A 19,251-nucleotide genomic window follows, 5' to 3' on the forward strand; every position below is an offset into this window, starting at 1 on the left:
TTACAGTATAACGTTTTAATGTCTGAATTTCAGTAACGACTATTTGAAAAATAGCCATATATGAACAAAGTCACATACGGCTACTTAGTAGGTTTCATCTACTTTCTTGGGGTTCTTTTTGGGAAACCGAAGTTGCCAATAATTAAGTCTGATACTAATTTTACTGTGTAAAACGAGCCAATGGACATCCACCAAAAGAAGGTTCCCCATACTGCAAGAACTATTGATGATACAACGCGGTTTGGAGAGTTTGGCATAACAGTTATAACCACGGAAAAGAGCACTACTGTTATCCCAGTCCATATTTGACTCCTAAGCCAAATGAAAAGTCGCTTTTGTATAGTTGGAAAATAGTCCCTCAATCTCTCAAATATTGGACTCTCCTGTAATGTTATAAGAAGTGTAAGGAATACACCAAGCACACCTATTATAATAGAAGCAAACATGATTATACGCCAATTTCACCAGGCAGGTTCAGCCACAACTTCAAGTATTTGCTTGAAAAGCTGGGGTTTCAGCATATTAGGTTCCATGACCTTCGGCACTCATGCGCCACTCTGATGCTTAGTCTGGGTGTTGATTTAAAGGTGACCTCGGAAATGTTAGGACATTCAACAATAAGTATTACCGCTGACCTGTACAGCCATGTGCTTGCAAAGATGCAAAAGTCAGCAGCCAACAAAATAGATGTTGCATTTTCAGTTAAGCCCGGTGAACAAGGCGGTGATAATACGGGGGAGTAATACTCAATTCCAATAAGAATATTGCTGTATCATTGAGTATCATTTAATATCGTGTTGTCATTTTGTTGTCAAAATGCCATCCAAACATAAAACAAGGACTATAGGTGAAAACCTGTAGCCCTTCATTTTGGCGGAGAGAGTGGGATTCGAACCCACGGTGAGTATTACCCCACACACGATTTCCAGTCGTGCGCCTTAGACCAGCTCAGCCATCTCTCCATAAAAATATTCAGTTCGCTTTTAAACTGCCTTTTTATTTTACATTAGGTCATGCTGAATGTCAACAAAAAAGTGAACCGCATTATTTATACTATGTTAACACTATATTTGCAAAAAAAAATGGACTTGCTTTAACAAGTCCCTAGGAGTATGTATGTTAATTTAAATTGCTTTCAGTTATACAATTACAATGCGTGAAGATTGAATTCTTCATCGAACTCAGGGAAGATTTCATTACAGCTTTGGAAAACAATCTCCTGAGAAGTACGTCTTATGTCGTTTATTTCCTCAATATTTTGATTTAGACAATGCTTTACATCATAATCGAGAGTACTTACACCATTAATAAGTTTAACCGTATCTTTAAGGGACATGGCATGTCGGTATGGTCTTTCTTCCGTAAGGGCTGTGAACATGTCACTTACAGCCAGTATTCTGGAGCCAAGGTCAAGACTTTTGGAGTCCAAACCAAAAGGATAACCCGTACCGTCAAGTTTTTCATGATGGAATGCTGCCCAGTCACGTACTTTTCCCAACCCGGGAATTGAATCCAGTATACGGTAGGTATAATATGTATGTGATTTCATAAGGCTAAATTCATAGTTGTCTAATGACCCTGGTTTTTCTAAAATACTTTCCGGGATACACAGTTTACCCAAATCATGCATTAGTCCTGCAGAATGCATCAGTCTGCTGTCGCAATCAGAAAACCCCAATTTGGAGGCCAAAGCACTTGCACTGGTAGCAACACCTATTGAGTGAGTAGCCGTAAATTTACTTCTGAAATCTATAATTCTGTGGGCGATATCCGCATACTGAATTAAAAGCTCACTATTAATATAAACCTTGTGTGGGGACATTATTTTGCGTATCTGCCCCTCAAGATAAGTCGAGGTAATATCGAACCAAAAATAAGGTTTTGAAGCAACATTCTCAAACGCATCAACTGCCATTGGCATAAACATTATATCTTTGCCGTTGCGAATCATTTTACTTATATATTTTTTCTGCTGCAAGATTTCCTGGTTAGGATTTATCAATATATCAATTCTATCTGCTAAATGGAGTATATGGCTGAACTTTGGTATCTTACAGGATTGAAATCGTTTGTGAGATATCTCTTTCCAAAAAACATGGTGATATTTAATAATTTCTGCAGCAGACCTTAATTCTTCTGCATCACGAAGGATAAACCAACCTTTATACCCGTGTGAATGCCTATTGAAAAAGGAATTCCCAAATTCAAACTCAAAAATGGAACTCCTCTCAATCAAATTAACTGCGCCGCAATCGTGAAGCAATCCGGCCAGTACTAAATCCTTTATCTCATCTTCTGAATAACCCATCTCTTTTGCGATACAATAAGAGATATATGCAACTCTCTTGTGATGATTTGAAATATTAGGGTTTATCAAATCAATTGCGCTCGATAGGGCTATAATAATATCTATAATCGGTATGTATTGATCCATTTTTCACCTCGAAATATGTAAAAAAATGATACAATTTGTCTTCCAAGGATATCTTACTACAAAATATGACAAAAGAAAACAAAAAAATCTAAAAATTTCAATACATTTCTTCAATTAGTAATAATTAAACAAAACATAGTTAATAATTCATGTAAAATATAGTATAATTCTTATAATATTAAAAACTTATATGAAAGGTGAATTTATGCTTACAATAAGTAATTTATCCAAAACATACAAAGGCGGTAAAAAAGCAGTAGACAATCTGACTCTGGAAATTAAAAAAGGTGATATATATGGATTTATAGGACACAATGGTGCGGGAAAGACAACAACCATAAAATGCGTAACGGGAATTCTGGAATTCTCGGAGGGAGATATTCGTATTGATGGTAAATCCATAAAGACAGACCCACTGGAATGTAAGAGGAGGATTGCATATATTCCTGATAATCCTGACCTTTATGAAAATATGACAGGAATTCAATATCTGAATTTTATTTCTGATGTTTTCGCTATTTCTGCAGAAGAGAGAGAAAAATCTATCAAACAGTACGCAGACATGATGGAACTTACGGCAAGTCTGGGAGATTTGATTTCTTCTTACTCTCATGGAATGAAGCAAAAGCTTGCCATTATTTCGGCACTGGTTCATAACCCAAGCCTGTATATAATGGATGAACCTTTTGTTGGACTTGACCCAAAGGCGGCACATACTCTTAAAGAGCTAATGAAAGAAAAATGCAGACAGGGAAGTGCCATTTTCTTTTCAACCCATGTTTTAGAGGTTGCGGAGAAGCTCTGTAACAAGATAGCTATTATAAAGGATGGCAAGCTTATTACCAGTGGTGAAACTGACACGGTAAGAGGAAACAGCTCACTTGAGCAAATATTTTTGGAGTTGATAGATAATGAATAGTGTATTTTATTTGATTAAAGCAAACATAATTAATTCCTGGGGAATAAACAAGGCACTAAAGTCAAAATCAGGGGCAGAAAAGGTAAAGACTGCCTTGCTGGGTTTACTTATAGTGTATGCTTTTTGTATGCTGGCTTTCAGTATGATTATGTTGTTTTACCCTTTGGGTAAGGTTCTTAAAGAGTTGAATTCTCTGGAGCTGCTTATAGGAAGCTCTATTTTGTCAACTACTCTGTTCTCGCTTTTTATGAGTATATACAAAGTACCGGGATATCTGTTTTCTTTCAGAGATTTTGATTTACTAATGTCTCTGCCTGTAAAACCATCTGCAGTACTTGCAAGTAAGATGATTTTTGTTTATCTTTCCAATCTTGCCATAAGTGTGCTTATTGGAATTCCTTCACTGGTCATTTACGGGATAAACACACATGGTGGATTTATGTACTATGTATTTGTTGTCGTGACAACATTGTTTGTTCCTCTTATACCAATATCCATAGGTGCTGTTTTGGCCTATATACTGGGACGTATATCCTCAAAGTTCAAGTCTACTAATGCTTTAATGCTGATAGGCACCTTTGTTATTATTATTGCATGTATGATTCTGCCGAACATGATTAGAGGAATTAATCAGGAGCAGGTTCAGAATGCTATTCCTGCTGTATCCGGAGTGATAAAAGTTCTTTTCTGGACGAACCTGTATATTAAAGCATTAAGCAATACAAATATTTTGTATCTCGCAGCCTTTTTATTGGTTAGCGTGGCGGTCTTTGGGGCGTTTCTGTTTATATTCTCCAGAGGCTTTAAAACTATTAATTCCAAAATGTCGGAAAAATACAAAGCATCCAATTACAAGGTCACAAGGCTAAAGGCTTCAGGGGTTATGAAAGCATTATATGTGAAGGAATTGAGATTTTATCTGTCTTCTTATATATATGTAACCAATACAGCGGTGGGTGTAATAATGATGTTGGTCTTTTCAGTGGCAGTTGCATTTTTTGGAAGGGATAAGGTTGCGAAGATGCTGGAACTCCCAATGGCCGGCTCTTATATAGCCCCGGTGATTGCTCTGGTTTTTGCCTTCTGTATCAGCTTCACCTGTGTTACAGCACCATCAATTTCCCTTGAGGGAAAAGGTCTTTGGATAATAAAATCTCTTCCTTTAAAAGTAGAAAATATTCTTTGGAGTAAAATACTCCTTAATCTGACTCTGACTGTTCCGGCTGTTATTATAAATATCTTGATTGTGGAATTTACTTTCAAAATGAGTGCGCAAACGGTAATTGTTCTGTTTCTGCTCTCGTTGCTATATTGTATAATCACTCCTATAATTGGTATTTTGGTAAACCTGTACTTCCCAAAGCTTGAGTGGACTTCACAGGTTGCAGTGGTAAAGCAAAGCGCAAGTATTTTAGTGACAATGCTTACAAGTGTTATAACCGTGGGAGTTCCTGTGCTTCTGTTTATGATTATAAAGCCTTCTGACACTAATCTGTTTATGGAAATAGTTTGTGTTGCTTTGGCTGTATTGGCATTTATACTTATAAAAGCGTTAAGCACCGTAGGCGTTAAAAAGTTTAAGGAATTATAAGAAATAGAAATATGCCCTGAAACATGGATTGGGGGGACTCAGGATGAGCAGTTTTTATGAATTCATCATCTATCTTACTGTATATAGCTTTATAGGGTGGATCTGCGAGGTCGTATACTGCTCAATATTATCTAAAAGGATAGTAAACAGAGGGTTTCTTGCAGGCCCTGTTTGTCCTGTATACGGTTTTGGTGCAATACTGATAATCTTTTTACTGGAACCTGCTAAATCCAGTATACCCGTAATTTTTCTTGCAGGACTTGCACTTACCAGTATACTGGAGTATATAACGGGCTGGATGTTAGAGATGTTTTTCAGTGCAAAATGGTGGGACTATTCAAACAAAAGATTTAACCTTAACGGACGTGTATGCCTTAAAAATTCGGTTTTATTCGGACTAATGTGCGTTATACTGGTTAAGGTTCTGCATCCTGCAATAACTAATGCTGTTTTGCTAATCCCAGAAATATGGGTAAGGGTATCCGGGATAGCGCTGTTTGCAGCGTATGCAATTGATATGTTATTTACCGTAAATACTCTGGTGAATCTCAATGAGCGACTCAAAAAGCTGTATGAATTTACAGAGGACTTAAAAAAGAATGGAGAGCTGCTGGAATGGTTTAATGAGAGGGAGCTGTTCAAAAGCTTTGAAAAACTTCGGCTTTTAGCTGAGGAAGGCAGAAACGAGCTGAATCTCATGTTTAAAGAGAAGTTTGAGGCTCTAAGTCAGAAAAGAGGCAGCGGACACCGTTTGATTAAAGCCTTCCCTAATATGAAAAGTATAAAATATGAAGAACAGCTTAACCATCTTAAAGCTATGTTAAGGCAACTAAGGGAAAAGGCCGGAGGAAAGCATTGATTAAATGCTTTCTAGGCCTTTTGAAGCTTGTATTCGGCAAAGGATATCCCCACAACCTTCTTAAAACACTTTACAAAGTAGTTGGGGTCTGGGATTCCAATCATTTGTGCCAGTTGATATGCCTTTAAATCCTGTTCCTTTAGCATTGATTTGGCATTATCAATCCTTATTTTTGTCAGGTACTCTGAAAAAGTAATGCCTGTACTTTTTTTGAATATACGGCTTAAATAACTTGAATTAATATAAAACTTATCTGCAACAACCTTCAATGTAAGGCTATTGTCACTATAGTTCTCATCTATATAGTTTTTTATTTCGTCTACAATAGACTTGCTCTTGTTGCTCAGGGCCTCTGATATAAGGGACGCAGCTTTTTCTATTATACCTAAAATAGTAAATTCTATATCTGTATACTTTTCAAGTTTGAAAATATCCAGCAAAAAGTCACCGGATAGTGAAAAGGCTCCTGCAAAAGGAATTTTCATTTCAGAAAGAAGCTCCTTTATATAGTTGCACATATTTATTGAAAATATCTTTACTGCGTCAAGATTATTTATATTTTCCCTTGTATAGTTGTATAAAACCTTTCTGGTGATTTCCATAGCTTTAGCTGTTGCCCCGGATTTTATTGCGAGTTTCATATTATTAGTCAGAGAACTGTGGTCAAATGTTGTAACGTTGTCAAATTCACTCATCTGGGAATCAGCGTAAACTATTTCTTCTCCGGTAATATAGCATAAGTTTAATGCATTGAGTGCTTGACGGTAGGATTTACATACGTTGTCAAGGGAGTGTACCTCAAGGCCTATACCACAGGATACTGATGCTGAAAAGTGTTCTCTGAAATAGAGAGAGGCATGTTCGGAAACATCGCTTAATGAAATTGATTTATCATTATTCAGTAACACTATATTGTTTTGAATGTCCGTAAAGACATAGGCAATACTGTTTTTGAAATACAAGTCCTTAATATAGCTGCGGCAGTTTTCCAGAAGCAACTGTCTTTCAAGATTGGTATATTTGTTCTTGTCTATTCCTACATTAATAAGTGATACCTGATACAGATTATAATCCGTATCAAACTTTATATCCATCATATTAAGTTCATCAGGCTGAAAGGTAAAATTTATGTTTAAAATAAGGTCATTAAGAACCTTGTTCTGAAAAACCATAATATTGCTTTGCATATACTGGTGAGAAAGTTCCAGTTTGCCTAAACGTTCTCTGGTTTCTCTTATGCTGCTTCCTACCTTTGAAAGAACTTCATAAATGGTAGCCTTGTTAATAGGCTTCAATATAAAGTCTGATACTCCTATGGAAACTGCATTTTGTGCATAAGAAAACTCATCGTGTGCCGTGAGAATAATAACGGAAATATCAGGGTGCCCTTCCTTTATGTTTTTACTAAGGGTTAATCCATCCATATAGGGCATCTGAATATCGGTAATAACAATGTCCGGGGTTAGCTCATCCAGCATATCAAGGGCTTCAAGTCCGCTGGTGGCATCACCTACAGCTTCCATTCCCAGCTCAAGCCAGTTAATGGATAATTTTAAAAGGTCCCTTGTATTGCTTTCGTCATCAACTATCATAACTTTCAAAGGTTTATCAGTCATTTTTACCCTCCTCTAAAGGAATTTTCAGTGTTATTTTAGTACCTGAATACTTACTGCTCTCTACCATATATATTTCATCAGTGCCGTAATGTATCTTCAAACGCTGTATTGTCCCTCTTAGCCCAAAACTGGCTTGATTTCCTGCAAGATTTTCATCCGATATACTGTTTATTTCCTGCTCATCCATTCCTACACCATTATCTTCAACTGATAAAATGAGGTAACCTTCATTAATATGTGCTGATGTTTTTATATATCCGGGTTCACCGCTGGGCCTGATACCGTGATAGATACTGTTTTCCACTAACGGCTGGAGTATATTTTTGAGTATTCTTATTTGGTTTGTATCAGGAGAAATATTGTACTCGTCGCTAATCATCTCACCATACCGTAGCTTTTGAAGCAACAGGTAATTCTGTATCTGACGCACTTCATTTTCTAAGCTGATAACCTCTGAGCCCTTGCTAAGGCTGATTCTGCAAAAGCTTCCAAGGGCATTAACTGCTTCATAAACTGTTTGGTTGTTGCCGGATAATGCCAGATAAGCAATATTATCGAGAGTATTGTATAAAAAGTGTGGCTTGATTTGTTCATTCAGAACATCCAGCTCAAATTTACGCTTTTTCTTTTCTTCGTTTATAAGCTTAATTATCAAATTATTTATTTCCATAATCATCAGATTGTAGTTGTTTTTCAGTTCGCCTATTTCATCATTTCCGGTATTGTAGCTTACCCGCTTGAATACACCATTTGCTACACCTTGCATTGAGTTAATAAGCTTCTTAATAGGCGAAGTTATAAAGTTTGCGGTAAACAGCGAAGCCACTATAAATAAAAAGATAGTTATTCCAATGAAAAACACATACAACAAATTAAGTGTCTGAATTACAGGCGACTTAGAAGACAGACTGGTACAGCTTATTATTTTCCAGCCTGTATTAGGCATGACGGACTTGAACACAAGTAATCTTTTGCTATCAATGGATATTATATCCTCATAATCAGATGTTTTCACAAGGTATGGATTGTACATCTCATAGGCAGCATCGTTTTTAATAACCGGATTATTATTTGCATCCAGAATTATAAAGGATGAACCGCCGTTTTCACCGGTTTCATTAATTACCTCTGAAAGGCTGTCCTGTGAAATGTTCAATACCAGTACTCCAATTGGTTTCAGACTGTCAAGATCGTTTAAGATTCTCATTACGGAAACAAGGTTTTTCCCGGAATAGGTTTTTAGGGTGTTTTCAGCATTTATAGCTATTTTATATCCACCGTTGAGCTTTACAAGCTCATCAAACCATGGTGCCGCTTTAACATCTTCAACACTTGAAACTGTAAGGTTTTTGTTGGTTCTCAGTACTGAGCCGTATAAGTCATAAAGATAAATTGAATCAATATTAGGAAAGGTTATGTGAATGTTGAACATAACCTCGTTTGCACTTTTAGTCAAGCTGCGAGAAGGATTATCCGATGCAAGATATGCCCTTATAAGTGAGCTTGTAGTCATCATCTTGGATACGTTATTTGCATTGTCAATCAGTGTATTAATATTTGTACGTATAAGCTCCGTTGTCTCATGAGAACGTTGACGGACCTGACTTAGTGTTTCGGTTTTTATTATATTGACATAAATGACTGCACTGATTATTACATAGAAAAGCATAAATACCATAAAGATAATAAGCATTTTGCTTCTAATAGATGTATTTAAAAATACCTTTTTAATTGTTTCCATAATATTCTTTAAATATTTCATATATAACTCCGTAAAAATGCAAATAATAGTTTCAAATGAGCGTATCAATTTATTATACCATACGCAAATTAAAGATTGACATAACGTTATAGTGAGTGTTGTGTAAATATTTCGAAAATAGGATTAGAGGCGGATTGAGGCAATTCTATGAGTAAAAATAATGCACAATTATAGGTAACCATTTTACGTTTACTTTATGCAACATTACCTATATTATTACCATATCACATTATTTCAAGGAGGAATAAGGATGAACAAAATGTCAGTGGCAAAAAGAGGAGCAGCATTTATACTGGCGGGAGCATTAACAGTAGGAATGGTGGCATGCGGAAAGAATACAACAAGTAACAATTCAGCAGGAACATCTAGTAATGCAGGTGGTAATAATGCTAAAAATGTAGAGCTGAAATTCAGTCATATTTGGGGTTCAGCATCAGACCCGTTTACAGCTTCAGCTAAGAAAGTTATCGACGACTATGAGAAGGCAAATAAAAATGTAAAGATTAAGGTCGACACTAACGAAAATGAAGCATACAAAACAAAGATTAAAGCAATGGCAGCAGCAAATGAGCTTCCTGATATTTTCTCTACATGGGGCGGCGGTTTCTCAGAGCCATTCGTTAAGTCAAATTCAGTAGTAGCCCTTGATGTGAGCGAAGATATGAAGAGCAAGATGGTTAACGGTGCATTAACCAATGTAACTTATGATGGAAAGGTATACGGATTACCGTTCTTCCTTTCATGTGGAGCATTGTTTGTAAATACAGAACTTTTTGAAAAGAATAGTGTGAAGGTTCCTACTACCTGGGAAGAACTTCTTACAGCTGTTAAGACTTTTAAGTCCAAAGGAATAACTCCTATGGCTGTTTCAGGTAAGGACAAATGGACAATAGCAATGTACTTTGACGTAATGGCATTAAGAGCTGCAGGACCTGAAAAGGTAACAAAAACTCTTACAAAGAAAGGTTCATTCAAGGACCCTGAATTCCTGAATGCAGCTAATAGATTTAAAGAAATGATTGATGCAGGAGCATTCTCAAAGGGAGCTGCCGGAGTATCAAATGATGAAGCTGAAGTACCATTCTTTGAAGGAAAGATACCAATGATGTTCAAAGGTAGCTGGACTGCAGGTAAAGCAGGTTCAAAGGATTCAAAGGTTGCAGGTAAAATCAAGGCAATATCCTTCCCATCAATTCCGGGCGGGCTTGGAAATCCAAAGCAGTTTACAGGCGGAGCTGTTGACGCTGTAATGGTAAGTGAAAATTCAAAGAACAAAGAAGAAGCATTGAAGTTCCAGAAGTACTTTGCTGAAAACATGTCAAGGGAATCATACCTGTCAGGTGCTTCAATGCCTGCATGGAAAACAGACGTTGACGAAAGCAAGCTGAATCCTTCACTTGTTGATGTAGTTAATCTTACAAAAGATGCTGAATCATTCACAATATGGTGGGATACACTTCTTGCAGGTAAAGATACAGAAACCTATCTGAATGCTTTACAGGAATTGTTCATGGGTTCAAAAACTCCTCAACAGTTCGTTGATAGCTTACAGACGATTTACGGTAAATAATCAAGATTAATAAAAGGCGTCCATTTGTTTGCTTGAGTCAATAACACATGGCAGGGAAATGGACGCCAAATTATATGAACATATTAAATATATTTTATAGAAGGAAGTGAGTTTGGTGGATAGAGTTTTAGGCAATAAGAAGGCAATAGTATTTTTCCTGTTTCCGGCTCTGGTTGTATTTATTGGATTAATAATAATACCTATCATAATGTCAACGTACTACAGCTTTCAGGATTGGTCGGGATTTGGCAAAGGTACTTTTATAGGTCTGCAAAACTATAAAGGACTTCTTTCTGATCCAATATTCGTCAAAGCAGCAGTAAATTCATTAATTTTGGCAGTTGCATCAGTATTTATTCAGCTTCCGATTTCGTTACTTTTAGCTCTGATACTTGCAAAAGGTGTTAAGTTTGAAAAGAGCTTAGTAACTATCTACTTTATACCGGTTATTATTTCTACAGTTGTTATCGGACAGCTATGGATGAAAATATATAACCCTGATTATGGAATACTTAACTTATTATTAAAAACAGTAGGTTTGGGATCTTTTGCATCAGAATGGCTGGGTGATCCCAAAAGAGCATTGGTTGCTACATTTATTCCAATAATATGGCAGTATATCGGATATCATATGCTCTTAATGTACGCAGGTATAAAATCTATTTCCACTGATGTCTTTGAAGCGGCAGTAATTGACGGCTCTTCTTGGTGGAACACATCTATGAAAATAACAATACCGATGTTGAAGCCTGTATTAAATGTATCAGTTATATTTGCTGTTACAGGCGCACTGAAAGTATTTGATCTTGTATATGTTTTGACAGGCGGAGGGCCTGCACACGCAAGTGAAGTTATAGGCACATATATGGTAAGTACAATATTTAAAGGCAATCAGTACGGGTACGGTAGTGCAATGGCTGTATTTGTAATCCTTGAATGTTTTGCCTTATCCATTCTTGTAAGTCTATTGTTCAGAGAAAAGGAGGCAGCGAAATGAGTGACATAGTTCAGGGCAGAAGTTCAGGATTTCCACTATCAAAAATCCTTATGTACGCAGCACTTTTCATAGTAGCGGTCATTCAGCTGTTTCCACTGTATTGGATGTTCTCCTTCTCATTAAAGGATAATGCAGAAATTTTCGGGGGAAACCCTATAGGACTTCCGTCAAAATGGCTGTGGTCAAACTACAGTAGTGCTTTGTTGCAGGGTAATGTAGGACAGTATTTCGTTAACAGTGTAATTGTAACGGTGGCAACCATTGCTCTTACAAGTATAATAGCGGTTATGGCTTCATATGCATTGACCAGAATGGTATTTAAACTTAGAAAGCCTTTAAATTCCTTTTTTATACTTGGCCTTACAGTTCCTCTGCATTCGGCACTTCTTCCTATATTCATAATGCTGAGGAATTTAAAGATGGTTAACTCCTACTGGGCGCTGATAGTTCCTTATACTGCTTTCGCAGTACCCATGGCGTTATTGATTTTTTCAGGCTTTATGAGTTCTATTCCAAGAGAAATGGAAGAGGCTGCTTGTATTGACGGCTGCAGCATTTATAAAATATTTTTCTCAATCATACTTCCTCTTATGAAGCCCGCAATTGCCACGGTTACTATCTTTACATTCCTGCAAGCATGGAATGAGCTGATGTATGCTGTAGTTTTCATAAGCGATGCAAAATACAAGACACTAACAGTTGGTATCCAGTCTCTGGCAGGACAGTATACGACAGAGTGGGGACCCATAGGCGCAGGTTTGATGGTTGCCACTATTCCAACTCTTATTATATATGCGGTAATGAGCAAAAAGGTTCAGGACAGTCTTGTTGTTGGTGCAGTAAAAGGCTAAAAAGACTTTATAATATCACTCAGTATCCTGTATAATAGGATACTGAGTGATATTATATATTAATCGCATAAATTGCGGATTGTGGAGGTTAGAAAATGGATAAACCGAAATATTTGGACAAAAGCCTTTCTTTTAAAGAAAGAGCAGCCGATTTAGTATCAAAAATGACTTTGGAAGAAAAAGCTTCACAACTTAGGTACGATGCACAACCTGTAGAAAGACTGGGAATTCCAAGATATAACTGGTGGAACGAGGCTTTGCACGGAGTTGCAAGAGCAGGTGTTGCAACAGTATTTCCGCAAGCAATAGGAATGGCTGCAATGTTTGATGATGAATTTTTGGAGAAAATTGCAGATGTAATTGCGACAGAGGGAAGAGCTAAATACAATGAGAGCGCAAAAAAAGGTGACAGGGATATATACAAAGGTATAACCTTCTGGTCACCTAATGTCAATATATTCAGGGACCCAAGGTGGGGCAGGGGACATGAAACCTACGGGGAAGACCCATATCTGACTTCCAGACTTGGAGTTGCATTTGTAAAAGGTTTGCAGGGAGATGGAAAATACCTTAAAACTGCTGCCTGCGCAAAGCACTATGCCGTTCATAGCGGACCGGAGGATGACAGACATTTCTTTGATGCCATTGTTTCACAAAAGGATTTGTATGAAACATATCTGCCAGCTTTTGAAGCACTCGTAAAAGAAGCTAAAGTAGAATCTATAATGGGAGCCTACAACAGAACCAACGGAGAGCCTTGTAACGGAAGCAAAACCCTCTTGAAGGATATTTTAAGAGACGGATGGGGCTTCGATGGACACGTTGTTTCAGATTGCTGGGCAATAAAGGATTTCCATGAAGGACACGGAGTTACAAAAACACCAACTGAGTCTGTGGCACTTGCTCTAAAGAGTGGATGTGACCTTAACTGCGGAAATATGTATCTTCTTATTCTTCTTGCACTTAAAGAAGGCTTAATTACAGAGGAGGATATTGACCGTGCAGCTATCAGACTTATGACAACCAGAATGAAGCTGGGTATGTTTGACGATGACTGTGAGTTCGATAATATTCCTTATGAATTAAATGACTCTGCAGAACACAATAAGATTTCACTTGAAGCTGCAAAAAAATCAATGGTATTACTTAAAAATGACGGATTATTGCCATTGGACAGCAAAAAGATTAAAAACGTAGCTGTTATCGGGCCAAATGCAGACAGCAGTTTAGCACTAAGAGCCAACTACAGCGGAACTCCATCTCAAAATGTTACTATTATTGAAGGTATCCGTAAAAGGGTTTCCGAGAATACAAGAGTGTGGTATGCAATGGGAAGTCACCTTTTCTTGAACAGAGATGAAGATCTCGCACAGCCTGATGACAGGTTGAAAGAGGCTGTTTCTGCGGCGGAGAGAAGTGATGTGGTTGTCCTGTGTCTCGGACTTGACGCTTCAGTAGAAGGAGAACAGAACGATCAGGGTACCGTTATACTGGATGCTGGCGGAGACAAGGCTGATTTAAATCTGCCTGAATCCCAGAGAAATCTGCTTAATGCAGTTCTTGCAACAGGTAAACCTACAATTGTAGCATTGCTCTCAGGAAGTGCATTGTCAATCGGAGATGCAGCCGACAAGGCAGCAGCCATAGTTCAGTGCTGGTATCCGGGCGCAATAGGCGGTCTTGCATTTGCAGAAATGATATTCGGAGATTATTCTCCTGCCGGAAGACTTCCGGTTACCTTCTATAAATCAACAGAAGAGCTTCCTCCATTTGCAGACTACTCAATGGAAAACAGAACATATAAGTTCATGAAAGGCGATGCATTGTATCCTTTCGGATTTGGATTATCCTATACAAGTTTTGAGTACTCCAATATGGTATGCCCTCAGACTGTAAATAACGGAGAAAACCTGTCTGTATCAGTAGATGTTCAGAATACAGGAAGTGTTGACTCAGATGAAGTTGTGCAGGTATATATAAAGGATATGGACGCTTCAGTAAGAGTTCCTAAATACAGCCTTTGCGGCTTTAAACGAATTCACCTAAAGAGCGGCGAAAAGAAGACCGTTACTTTTGAAGTAGCTTCAAATGCAATGAGCATAGTTGACGAAGCAGGAAAACGTCATATCGAAAATGGTGAGTTTACATTATATGCAGGCGGGTCACAACCTGACAAGGTAAGTGAAAGCTTATCCGGCAAAAAGCCATTGGAAGCATCCTTCAACGTTAAGTAGTATTTAATGCAAGTTTAAGTTTATACACATTAAATGCGGGTCCTTCGGGACCCGCATTTAACATTTTAAGTATAAAAAATTATATAATTAATAATTTAAACAATGGAACCGCCGCCGTCTACAACAATGAATTGTCCCTGAACGTAGCTGGAAGCATCGCTTGACAGATACAATATTGTACCGTTAAGTTCGCCCTTGTTTCCGGGTCTTCCTGAAGGATTCAGAGTATTATATTTTACAAGGAACTCATTTGATTTAAACAGAGTATCGCTGGTCATTTCACTTTCAAACAGTGCCGGTCCTATGGCATTAACCGTAATTCCATATCTGGCGTAGGATGCCGCCATTCCCTTTGTCAAACCAAGCACGGCTGATTTTGATGAATTATAGGAATGTCTTATAAACGTGTCAAACTTGTCCGCAACAATAGCATTTACCGATGCAATATTTACAACTTTTCCATATCCCTGCTCTTTCATTTGAGGGATGATATATTTGCTCATGAGAAATATACTTTTCACATTTGTATCAAAGGACTGATTCCACGCTTCAACAGACATGGAGTCAACTCCTCCTTGTACTGCAATACCTGCATTGTTCAAAAGGATATCAATATGTCCGAACTCCTTCAGCACTGTATCTACAGCTGATTTTACATTTTCTTCCTGAGTCACGTCACAGCTGACAGCAACAACTTTTCTGCCTGTTTCCTTTTCTATTTTTTCCTTTACATCCTTTAACTTTTCTGCTCTTCTTGCCAAAATAGCCACATCCGCTCCTGCATGTGCATATGCAAAGGCAGCATCTGTTCCAATTCCGGAACTTGCTCCTGTTACTACGGCTACTTTTCCTGTTAAATCAAATGTGTTTGCCATATCCCGTGTCCTTTCTTCAATTCATATATTTTTATTTTTTACCAATGCAAGGATAGCTAAGTTAATTATACCAAATGTGCAGGAATACTGAACATAAAACTTTTACATATTATTATCATTATTTGATTATAAATATAACAGGTTACATAAAAATGAAAAAATTTTATTATTTCGCTTAAATTATTGGTATATTTTTCTTTAATTTAGATAATTTATATGTATCGGGAAAAAGTATATAATTGGTTTTAATAATCCAAATGTAGTTAATTAATGAAGATAGTGTAGCTTTAGGTGTCCGTATAATAGGGCAGGGCTGTATAAAAGGAGAATAAATGGGGATGTACTGGTATATACTTTTTGTTAAATCTGGTAGAGAACAGCGTGTACAGCAATACATGAATAAAATAGCTGATAATGAAACAGCTAATCCATTTATTCCATTGCATGAATTCCTGATTAAAATTTCAGGGGTGGTAAAGAGAGAACTAAAACCTTTATTCCCGGGGTATGTTTTTGTGGAGTCGGTAATGCCGGGGGATGAGTTCCTTAAAAAACTGAACAGTAGAATACACTCATCGAGTGACATAGTTAAAGTATTAAAATATTCCGATACTGAGATAGAGGTCAGGGAGTCTGAAAAACAAATGCTCCTTAACTTATGCAATAAACGACATTGTATTGAATCCTCCAGGGGTATTATAAGAGGGGACAGAATATATGTAACAAACGGACCTCTAAAGGGACGGGAAAGCATAATAAGAAAAATAAACAGGCATAAAAAGCAGGCTTTGATAGAGATGGATTTTATGGGAGACAAAAGAATTGTAAACGTAGCACTGGAAATCGTAGAAAAGGTACAATAGTTTTTATGTTTACTATTATTATACGTGGCGGATTTATGGTAATAATAAGGTGTATCAATAAATGTTAGTAACCTGTAAATGCTTATAATCATGAGTTTGAACGACATTATTAGTTTACAGGGCAGATAAATAGTGATACAATTAGCTAAAAATAAACAGATAAATGTAATCTGTCACAAATTATGGTATTAAGGAGATTTCTATTGTATGAATGATCAGAAAGGAAAAAGTACTAATTCAATAGATGAATTTGACATAACAAATTCAAGACCAAAGTTCCCTAAACGTGCTATCGTAACCGCAGGAATGCCATATGGAAATAAAGAACTTCACCTGGGACATATCGGTGGGGTTTTTATTCATGCCGACACTTATGCACGTTTTCTTAAAGACCGTATCGGAAAAGAAAATGTAATATTTGTATCGGGTACTGACTGCTATGGCTCTCCTATATTGGAGTATTATCGTAAATTGGTTGATGGCGGGTCTTTTGATGGTACTATAGATGAATTTGTTACGTATAATCATAAAAAACAAAGAGAAGTACTTGATTCATATCAAATTGATATAAGTATTTTTGCAGCTTCTGCCTTGGGACGTGCGGCGGAAATTCATCAAAAAGTTTCTTCTGATTTTATAAATAAGCTCTATTCAAACGGACATCTTAAAAAGATTACAACATCCCAGTTCTATGATACGGAACTTGATGTTTTTCTCAATGGCCGTCAGGTTGTGGGACAATGTCCTATTGCCGGATGTTCCTCAGAAAGAGGCTATGCAGATGAATGCTCACTGGGACACCAGTATATGCCCATAGATTTAATTAATCCTAAGAGTACTCTTTCAGGTAAAAAGCCTGAAATGAGAGATGTAACCAACTGGTACTTTGAACTTGACGAATTTCATGATTTTCTTACCCAGTGGGTAAGCCAGTTGGAAATGGACAAAAGCTCCAGAAAATTCGTAATTAAAAGCATAGGAGAGTTTTTAGAACCGCCTGCAATATATGTAAAGAGAGATCAGATGGAAGTGGTGGAGTCTATAAAGGATAAACTCCCTGAGTATGACTTGAGTGATGAGAAAAACAAGTCATCAGTACTTCTGGTATTTAAAAATCTTTCACAGAGAGAAGCAGCTTGTCTGATACTTGCTGAAAACGGTATCCGTTTCCGTACGGGAAAAACCCTTGTACCTTTCAGATTGACAGGTAATGTTTCATGGGGAGTTCCTTCACCTGTATTAGAGGATATGAAGGACTTAACCATATGGGTGTGGCCGGAATCACTCTGGGCTCCTATATCGTTTACAATGACATATCTGGAGCAGCAGAAGGCAGACTCAAATGCATGGAAGGATTGGTGGTGCTCTAAAGAGGCACAGGTATATCAGTTTATTGGTGAGGATAATATATATTTCTACGGGCCTGTAGAAATGGCTATGTTTATGGGATGTCAGGGAAAAGAGGTATCAGCTGATCCTCCTGAAGGCGAACTGCAGCTGCCAAAACTGATTTGTAATAACCATGTATTATTTTTAAATAAAAAAGCAAGCAGCAGTAGTGAAGTCAAGCCGCCAAAGGCTGATGAACTGCTTAACCACTATACCTTTGAGCAATTAAGAGCTCATTTCCTTAGCCTTGGATTAGGTATTAAAAGTGTAGGTTTCCAGCCTAAACCCTTCAATCCTAATGCCAATGAAAAGGACAGCGACCCTGTACTAAAAGAAGGAAACCTACTGGCAAATGTATTTAACAGGGCAGTAAGATCGTGTTTTTATACCGCACAGAAGTATTATGACGGTAAAGTACCTGTTGCTGAAGTAAGCAGTGAGATTCTTGAGGAATCAAAAAAGACCATTATTGAGTTTGAGAGATTGATGTACAAAACAGATTTTCATCTGGTTATGAGTCTCATGGACAGCTACATCAGAAATATTAACAAGTATTGGTCAAAGTATATTAAACAGTCAGAACAGGATAATGATGATGCACTCAGAACAAAAGTATTGGTTGACTCATTGCATATGGTAAGAACAGCAACTGTTCTTATGCATCCTATTGCACCTAAGGGAACAGAGATGATACGAGAGTATCTCAACCTTGGCGAAGAGTTCTGGAATTGGGAGCGTATATTTGATACTATTTATGATTTTATGGAGGACCCTGAAAATCATAAACTCAAGTTCCTTGAACCAAGAGTGGATTTTTTTGAAAAGCACCCAAGTCAGTTGCAGGAAAAAAGTTAACCATAACGCATAAAATTTTCAGGAACCTGTCAGAATAAAAACTGAAATGCAATATAATTATTCGGAGGCAAAAGATAATGTCAAAAAAACAACAGCCTGATCAAAGAAAGGCGAGAGTTAAGACAGGTGCCGGACAGGTTCCCAATCCCGGTCAGAAGACCAATACAGAAGTTACAACTCCAAAGTAAACTCTGAATTTTAAAAAGGCAAAACCAGCTCACCGCTGGTTTTGCCTTTTTCGTTTTTCCTCTGATATAACTGAAATATTTACCACAGACATTTTTATATTTAAAGCCATATTGAAACATAAAAAAGTTTATTTTAAAGAATACTGTAAATAAGCTTGATAATCGTAATAATTATGATACAATATTTCTGTATTTTTGACAATATTATTCAAAATACGCCATAATACTACTTTGTTTTTACAAAACAA

The 19,251-nt window shown here is 37.2% G+C and carries 14 protein-coding genes, 1 tRNA gene and 1 pseudogene; 10 read left to right on the forward strand and 6 right to left on the reverse strand.

Translation table 11 applies throughout. The annotated features are described in order from the left end of the window. Positions 1–98 precede the first annotated feature (98 nt). Positions 99–257 carry a hypothetical protein gene (locus P0092_RS01045; protein WP_276187039.1) on the reverse strand — a complete coding sequence of 53 codons (159 nt, stop codon included), beginning with the start codon at positions 255–257 and terminating at the stop codon, positions 99–101. Positions 258–452: 195 nt separating this feature from the next. On the opposite strand from P0092_RS01045, the pseudogene P0092_RS01050 reads away from it, so the two are divergent. Next, positions 453–743, forward strand: a pseudogene (locus P0092_RS01050) (tyrosine-type recombinase/integrase); the annotation flags it as partial. A 128-nt stretch (positions 744–871) separates the two neighbouring features. Here the strand turns inward: P0092_RS01050 and P0092_RS01055 are convergent. Further along, positions 872–962, reverse strand: a tRNA-Ser gene (locus P0092_RS01055). Between the two features lie 185 nt (positions 963–1,147). Continuing rightward, on the reverse strand, positions 1,148–2,434 hold the full coding sequence (locus P0092_RS01060; protein ID WP_004619287.1) for an HD-GYP domain-containing protein: 1,287 nt from the start codon (positions 2,432–2,434) through the stop codon (positions 1,148–1,150). Between the two features lie 205 nt (positions 2,435–2,639). Between P0092_RS01060 and P0092_RS01065 the strand changes: the two genes are divergently transcribed. Genes P0092_RS01065 through P0092_RS01075 form a run of 3 tightly spaced genes read left to right on the forward strand, consistent with a single transcriptional unit; the run spans position 2,640 to position 5,803 of the window. Continuing rightward, the gene (locus tag P0092_RS01065; protein ID WP_004619288.1) at positions 2,640–3,353 is read left to right on the forward strand and encodes an ABC transporter ATP-binding protein; all 714 of its coding nucleotides are present in this window, start codon (positions 2,640–2,642) and stop codon (positions 3,351–3,353) included. After that, positions 3,346–4,944, forward strand: a complete 1,599-nt coding sequence (locus P0092_RS01070; protein WP_004619290.1) for a putative ABC transporter permease subunit — start codon at positions 3,346–3,348, stop codon at positions 4,942–4,944. Before P0092_RS01065 ends, P0092_RS01070 begins: the two co-directional genes overlap by 8 nt. Positions 4,945–4,987: 43 nt before the next feature. Continuing rightward, a complete protein-coding gene (locus P0092_RS01075; protein WP_004619293.1) occupies positions 4,988–5,803 on the forward strand; it encodes a putative ABC transporter permease in 816 nt (271 codons plus the stop codon). A gap of 11 nt (positions 5,804–5,814) precedes the next feature. Here P0092_RS01075 and P0092_RS01080 read toward each other — a convergent pair whose 3' ends face one another. After that, on the reverse strand, positions 5,815–7,419 hold the full coding sequence (locus P0092_RS01080; RefSeq protein ID WP_004619295.1) for a response regulator: 1,605 nt from the start codon (positions 7,417–7,419) through the stop codon (positions 5,815–5,817). Then, positions 7,412–9,181, reverse strand: a complete 1,770-nt coding sequence (locus P0092_RS01085) for a cache domain-containing sensor histidine kinase (protein ID WP_004619297.1) — start codon at positions 9,179–9,181, stop codon at positions 7,412–7,414. The genes P0092_RS01080 and P0092_RS01085 overlap by 8 nt, the downstream gene beginning before the upstream one ends. Before the next feature lie 250 nt (positions 9,182–9,431). Here P0092_RS01085 and P0092_RS01090 point away from each other — a divergent pair, with 250 nt between their 5' ends. From P0092_RS01090 to P0092_RS01105, 4 genes are all read left to right on the forward strand, one after another. After that, a complete protein-coding gene (locus P0092_RS01090) occupies positions 9,432–10,751 on the forward strand; it encodes an extracellular solute-binding protein (protein WP_004619299.1) in 1,320 nt (439 codons plus the stop codon). Positions 10,752–10,863: 112 nt separating this feature from the next. After that, entirely contained in the window at positions 10,864–11,748 is an 885-nt protein-coding gene (locus P0092_RS01095) for a carbohydrate ABC transporter permease (protein WP_081580249.1), read from the forward strand. After that, positions 11,745–12,599 (forward strand): carbohydrate ABC transporter permease, encoded by an 855-nt coding sequence (locus P0092_RS01100; protein ID WP_004619302.1) that lies wholly within the window; start codon positions 11,745–11,747, stop codon positions 12,597–12,599. Before P0092_RS01095 ends, P0092_RS01100 begins: the two co-directional genes overlap by 4 nt. 95 nt (positions 12,600–12,694) lie before the next feature. Continuing rightward, positions 12,695–14,833 carry a glycoside hydrolase family 3 C-terminal domain-containing protein gene (locus tag P0092_RS01105; protein ID WP_004619304.1) on the forward strand — a complete coding sequence of 713 codons (2,139 nt, stop codon included), beginning with the start codon at positions 12,695–12,697 and terminating at the stop codon, positions 14,831–14,833. 95 nt (positions 14,834–14,928) lie between these two features. On the opposite strand, the gene P0092_RS01110 is transcribed toward P0092_RS01105, so the two are convergent. Next, positions 14,929–15,708 carry an SDR family NAD(P)-dependent oxidoreductase gene (locus P0092_RS01110; protein ID WP_004619306.1) on the reverse strand — a complete coding sequence of 260 codons (780 nt, stop codon included), beginning with the start codon at positions 15,706–15,708 and terminating at the stop codon, positions 14,929–14,931. Positions 15,709–16,046: 338 nt separating this feature from the next. Here P0092_RS01110 and loaP point away from each other — a divergent pair, with 338 nt between their 5' ends. Continuing rightward, positions 16,047–16,571 (forward strand): antiterminator LoaP, encoded by a 525-nt coding sequence (loaP, locus tag P0092_RS01115; protein ID WP_040758821.1) that lies wholly within the window; start codon positions 16,047–16,049, stop codon positions 16,569–16,571. Positions 16,572–16,778: 207 nt separating this feature from the next. Next, complete coding sequence (locus tag P0092_RS01120) at positions 16,779–18,815, forward strand: class I tRNA ligase family protein (RefSeq protein WP_004619310.1); 2,037 nt, start codon at positions 16,779–16,781, stop codon at positions 18,813–18,815. Positions 18,816–19,251 lie beyond the last annotated feature (436 nt).

Origin of the sequence: Ruminiclostridium papyrosolvens DSM 2782, assembly GCF_029318685.1 — a bacterium.
Classification (GTDB): domain Bacteria; phylum Bacillota; class Clostridia; order Acetivibrionales; family DSM-1351; genus Ruminiclostridium; species Ruminiclostridium papyrosolvens.

Coding starts and splice junctions, on each gene's coding strand:
- P0092_RS01045 (WP_276187039.1), bottom strand. CDS start 257: ATGCCAAACTCTCCAAACCGCGTTGTATCATCAATAGTTCTTGCAGTA.
- P0092_RS01060 (WP_004619287.1), bottom strand. CDS start 2,434: ATGGATCAATACATACCGATTATAGATATTATTATAGCCCTATCGAGC.
- P0092_RS01065 (WP_004619288.1), top strand. CDS start 2,640: ATGCTTACAATAAGTAATTTATCCAAAACATACAAAGGCGGTAAAAAA.
- P0092_RS01070 (WP_004619290.1), top strand. CDS start 3,346: ATGAATAGTGTATTTTATTTGATTAAAGCAAACATAATTAATTCCTGG.
- P0092_RS01075 (WP_004619293.1), top strand. CDS start 4,988: ATGAGCAGTTTTTATGAATTCATCATCTATCTTACTGTATATAGCTTT.
- P0092_RS01080 (WP_004619295.1), bottom strand. CDS start 7,419: ATGACTGATAAACCTTTGAAAGTTATGATAGTTGATGACGAAAGCAAT.
- P0092_RS01085 (WP_004619297.1), bottom strand. CDS start 9,181: ATGAAATATTTAAAGAATATTATGGAAACAATTAAAAAGGTATTTTTA.
- P0092_RS01090 (WP_004619299.1), top strand. CDS start 9,432: ATGAACAAAATGTCAGTGGCAAAAAGAGGAGCAGCATTTATACTGGCG.
- P0092_RS01100 (WP_004619302.1), top strand. CDS start 11,745: ATGAGTGACATAGTTCAGGGCAGAAGTTCAGGATTTCCACTATCAAAA.
- P0092_RS01105 (WP_004619304.1), top strand. CDS start 12,695: ATGGATAAACCGAAATATTTGGACAAAAGCCTTTCTTTTAAAGAAAGA.
- P0092_RS01110 (WP_004619306.1), bottom strand. CDS start 15,708: ATGGCAAACACATTTGATTTAACAGGAAAAGTAGCCGTAGTAACAGGA.
- loaP (WP_040758821.1), top strand. CDS start 16,047: ATGTACTGGTATATACTTTTTGTTAAATCTGGTAGAGAACAGCGTGTA.
- P0092_RS01120 (WP_004619310.1), top strand. CDS start 16,779: ATGAATGATCAGAAAGGAAAAAGTACTAATTCAATAGATGAATTTGAC.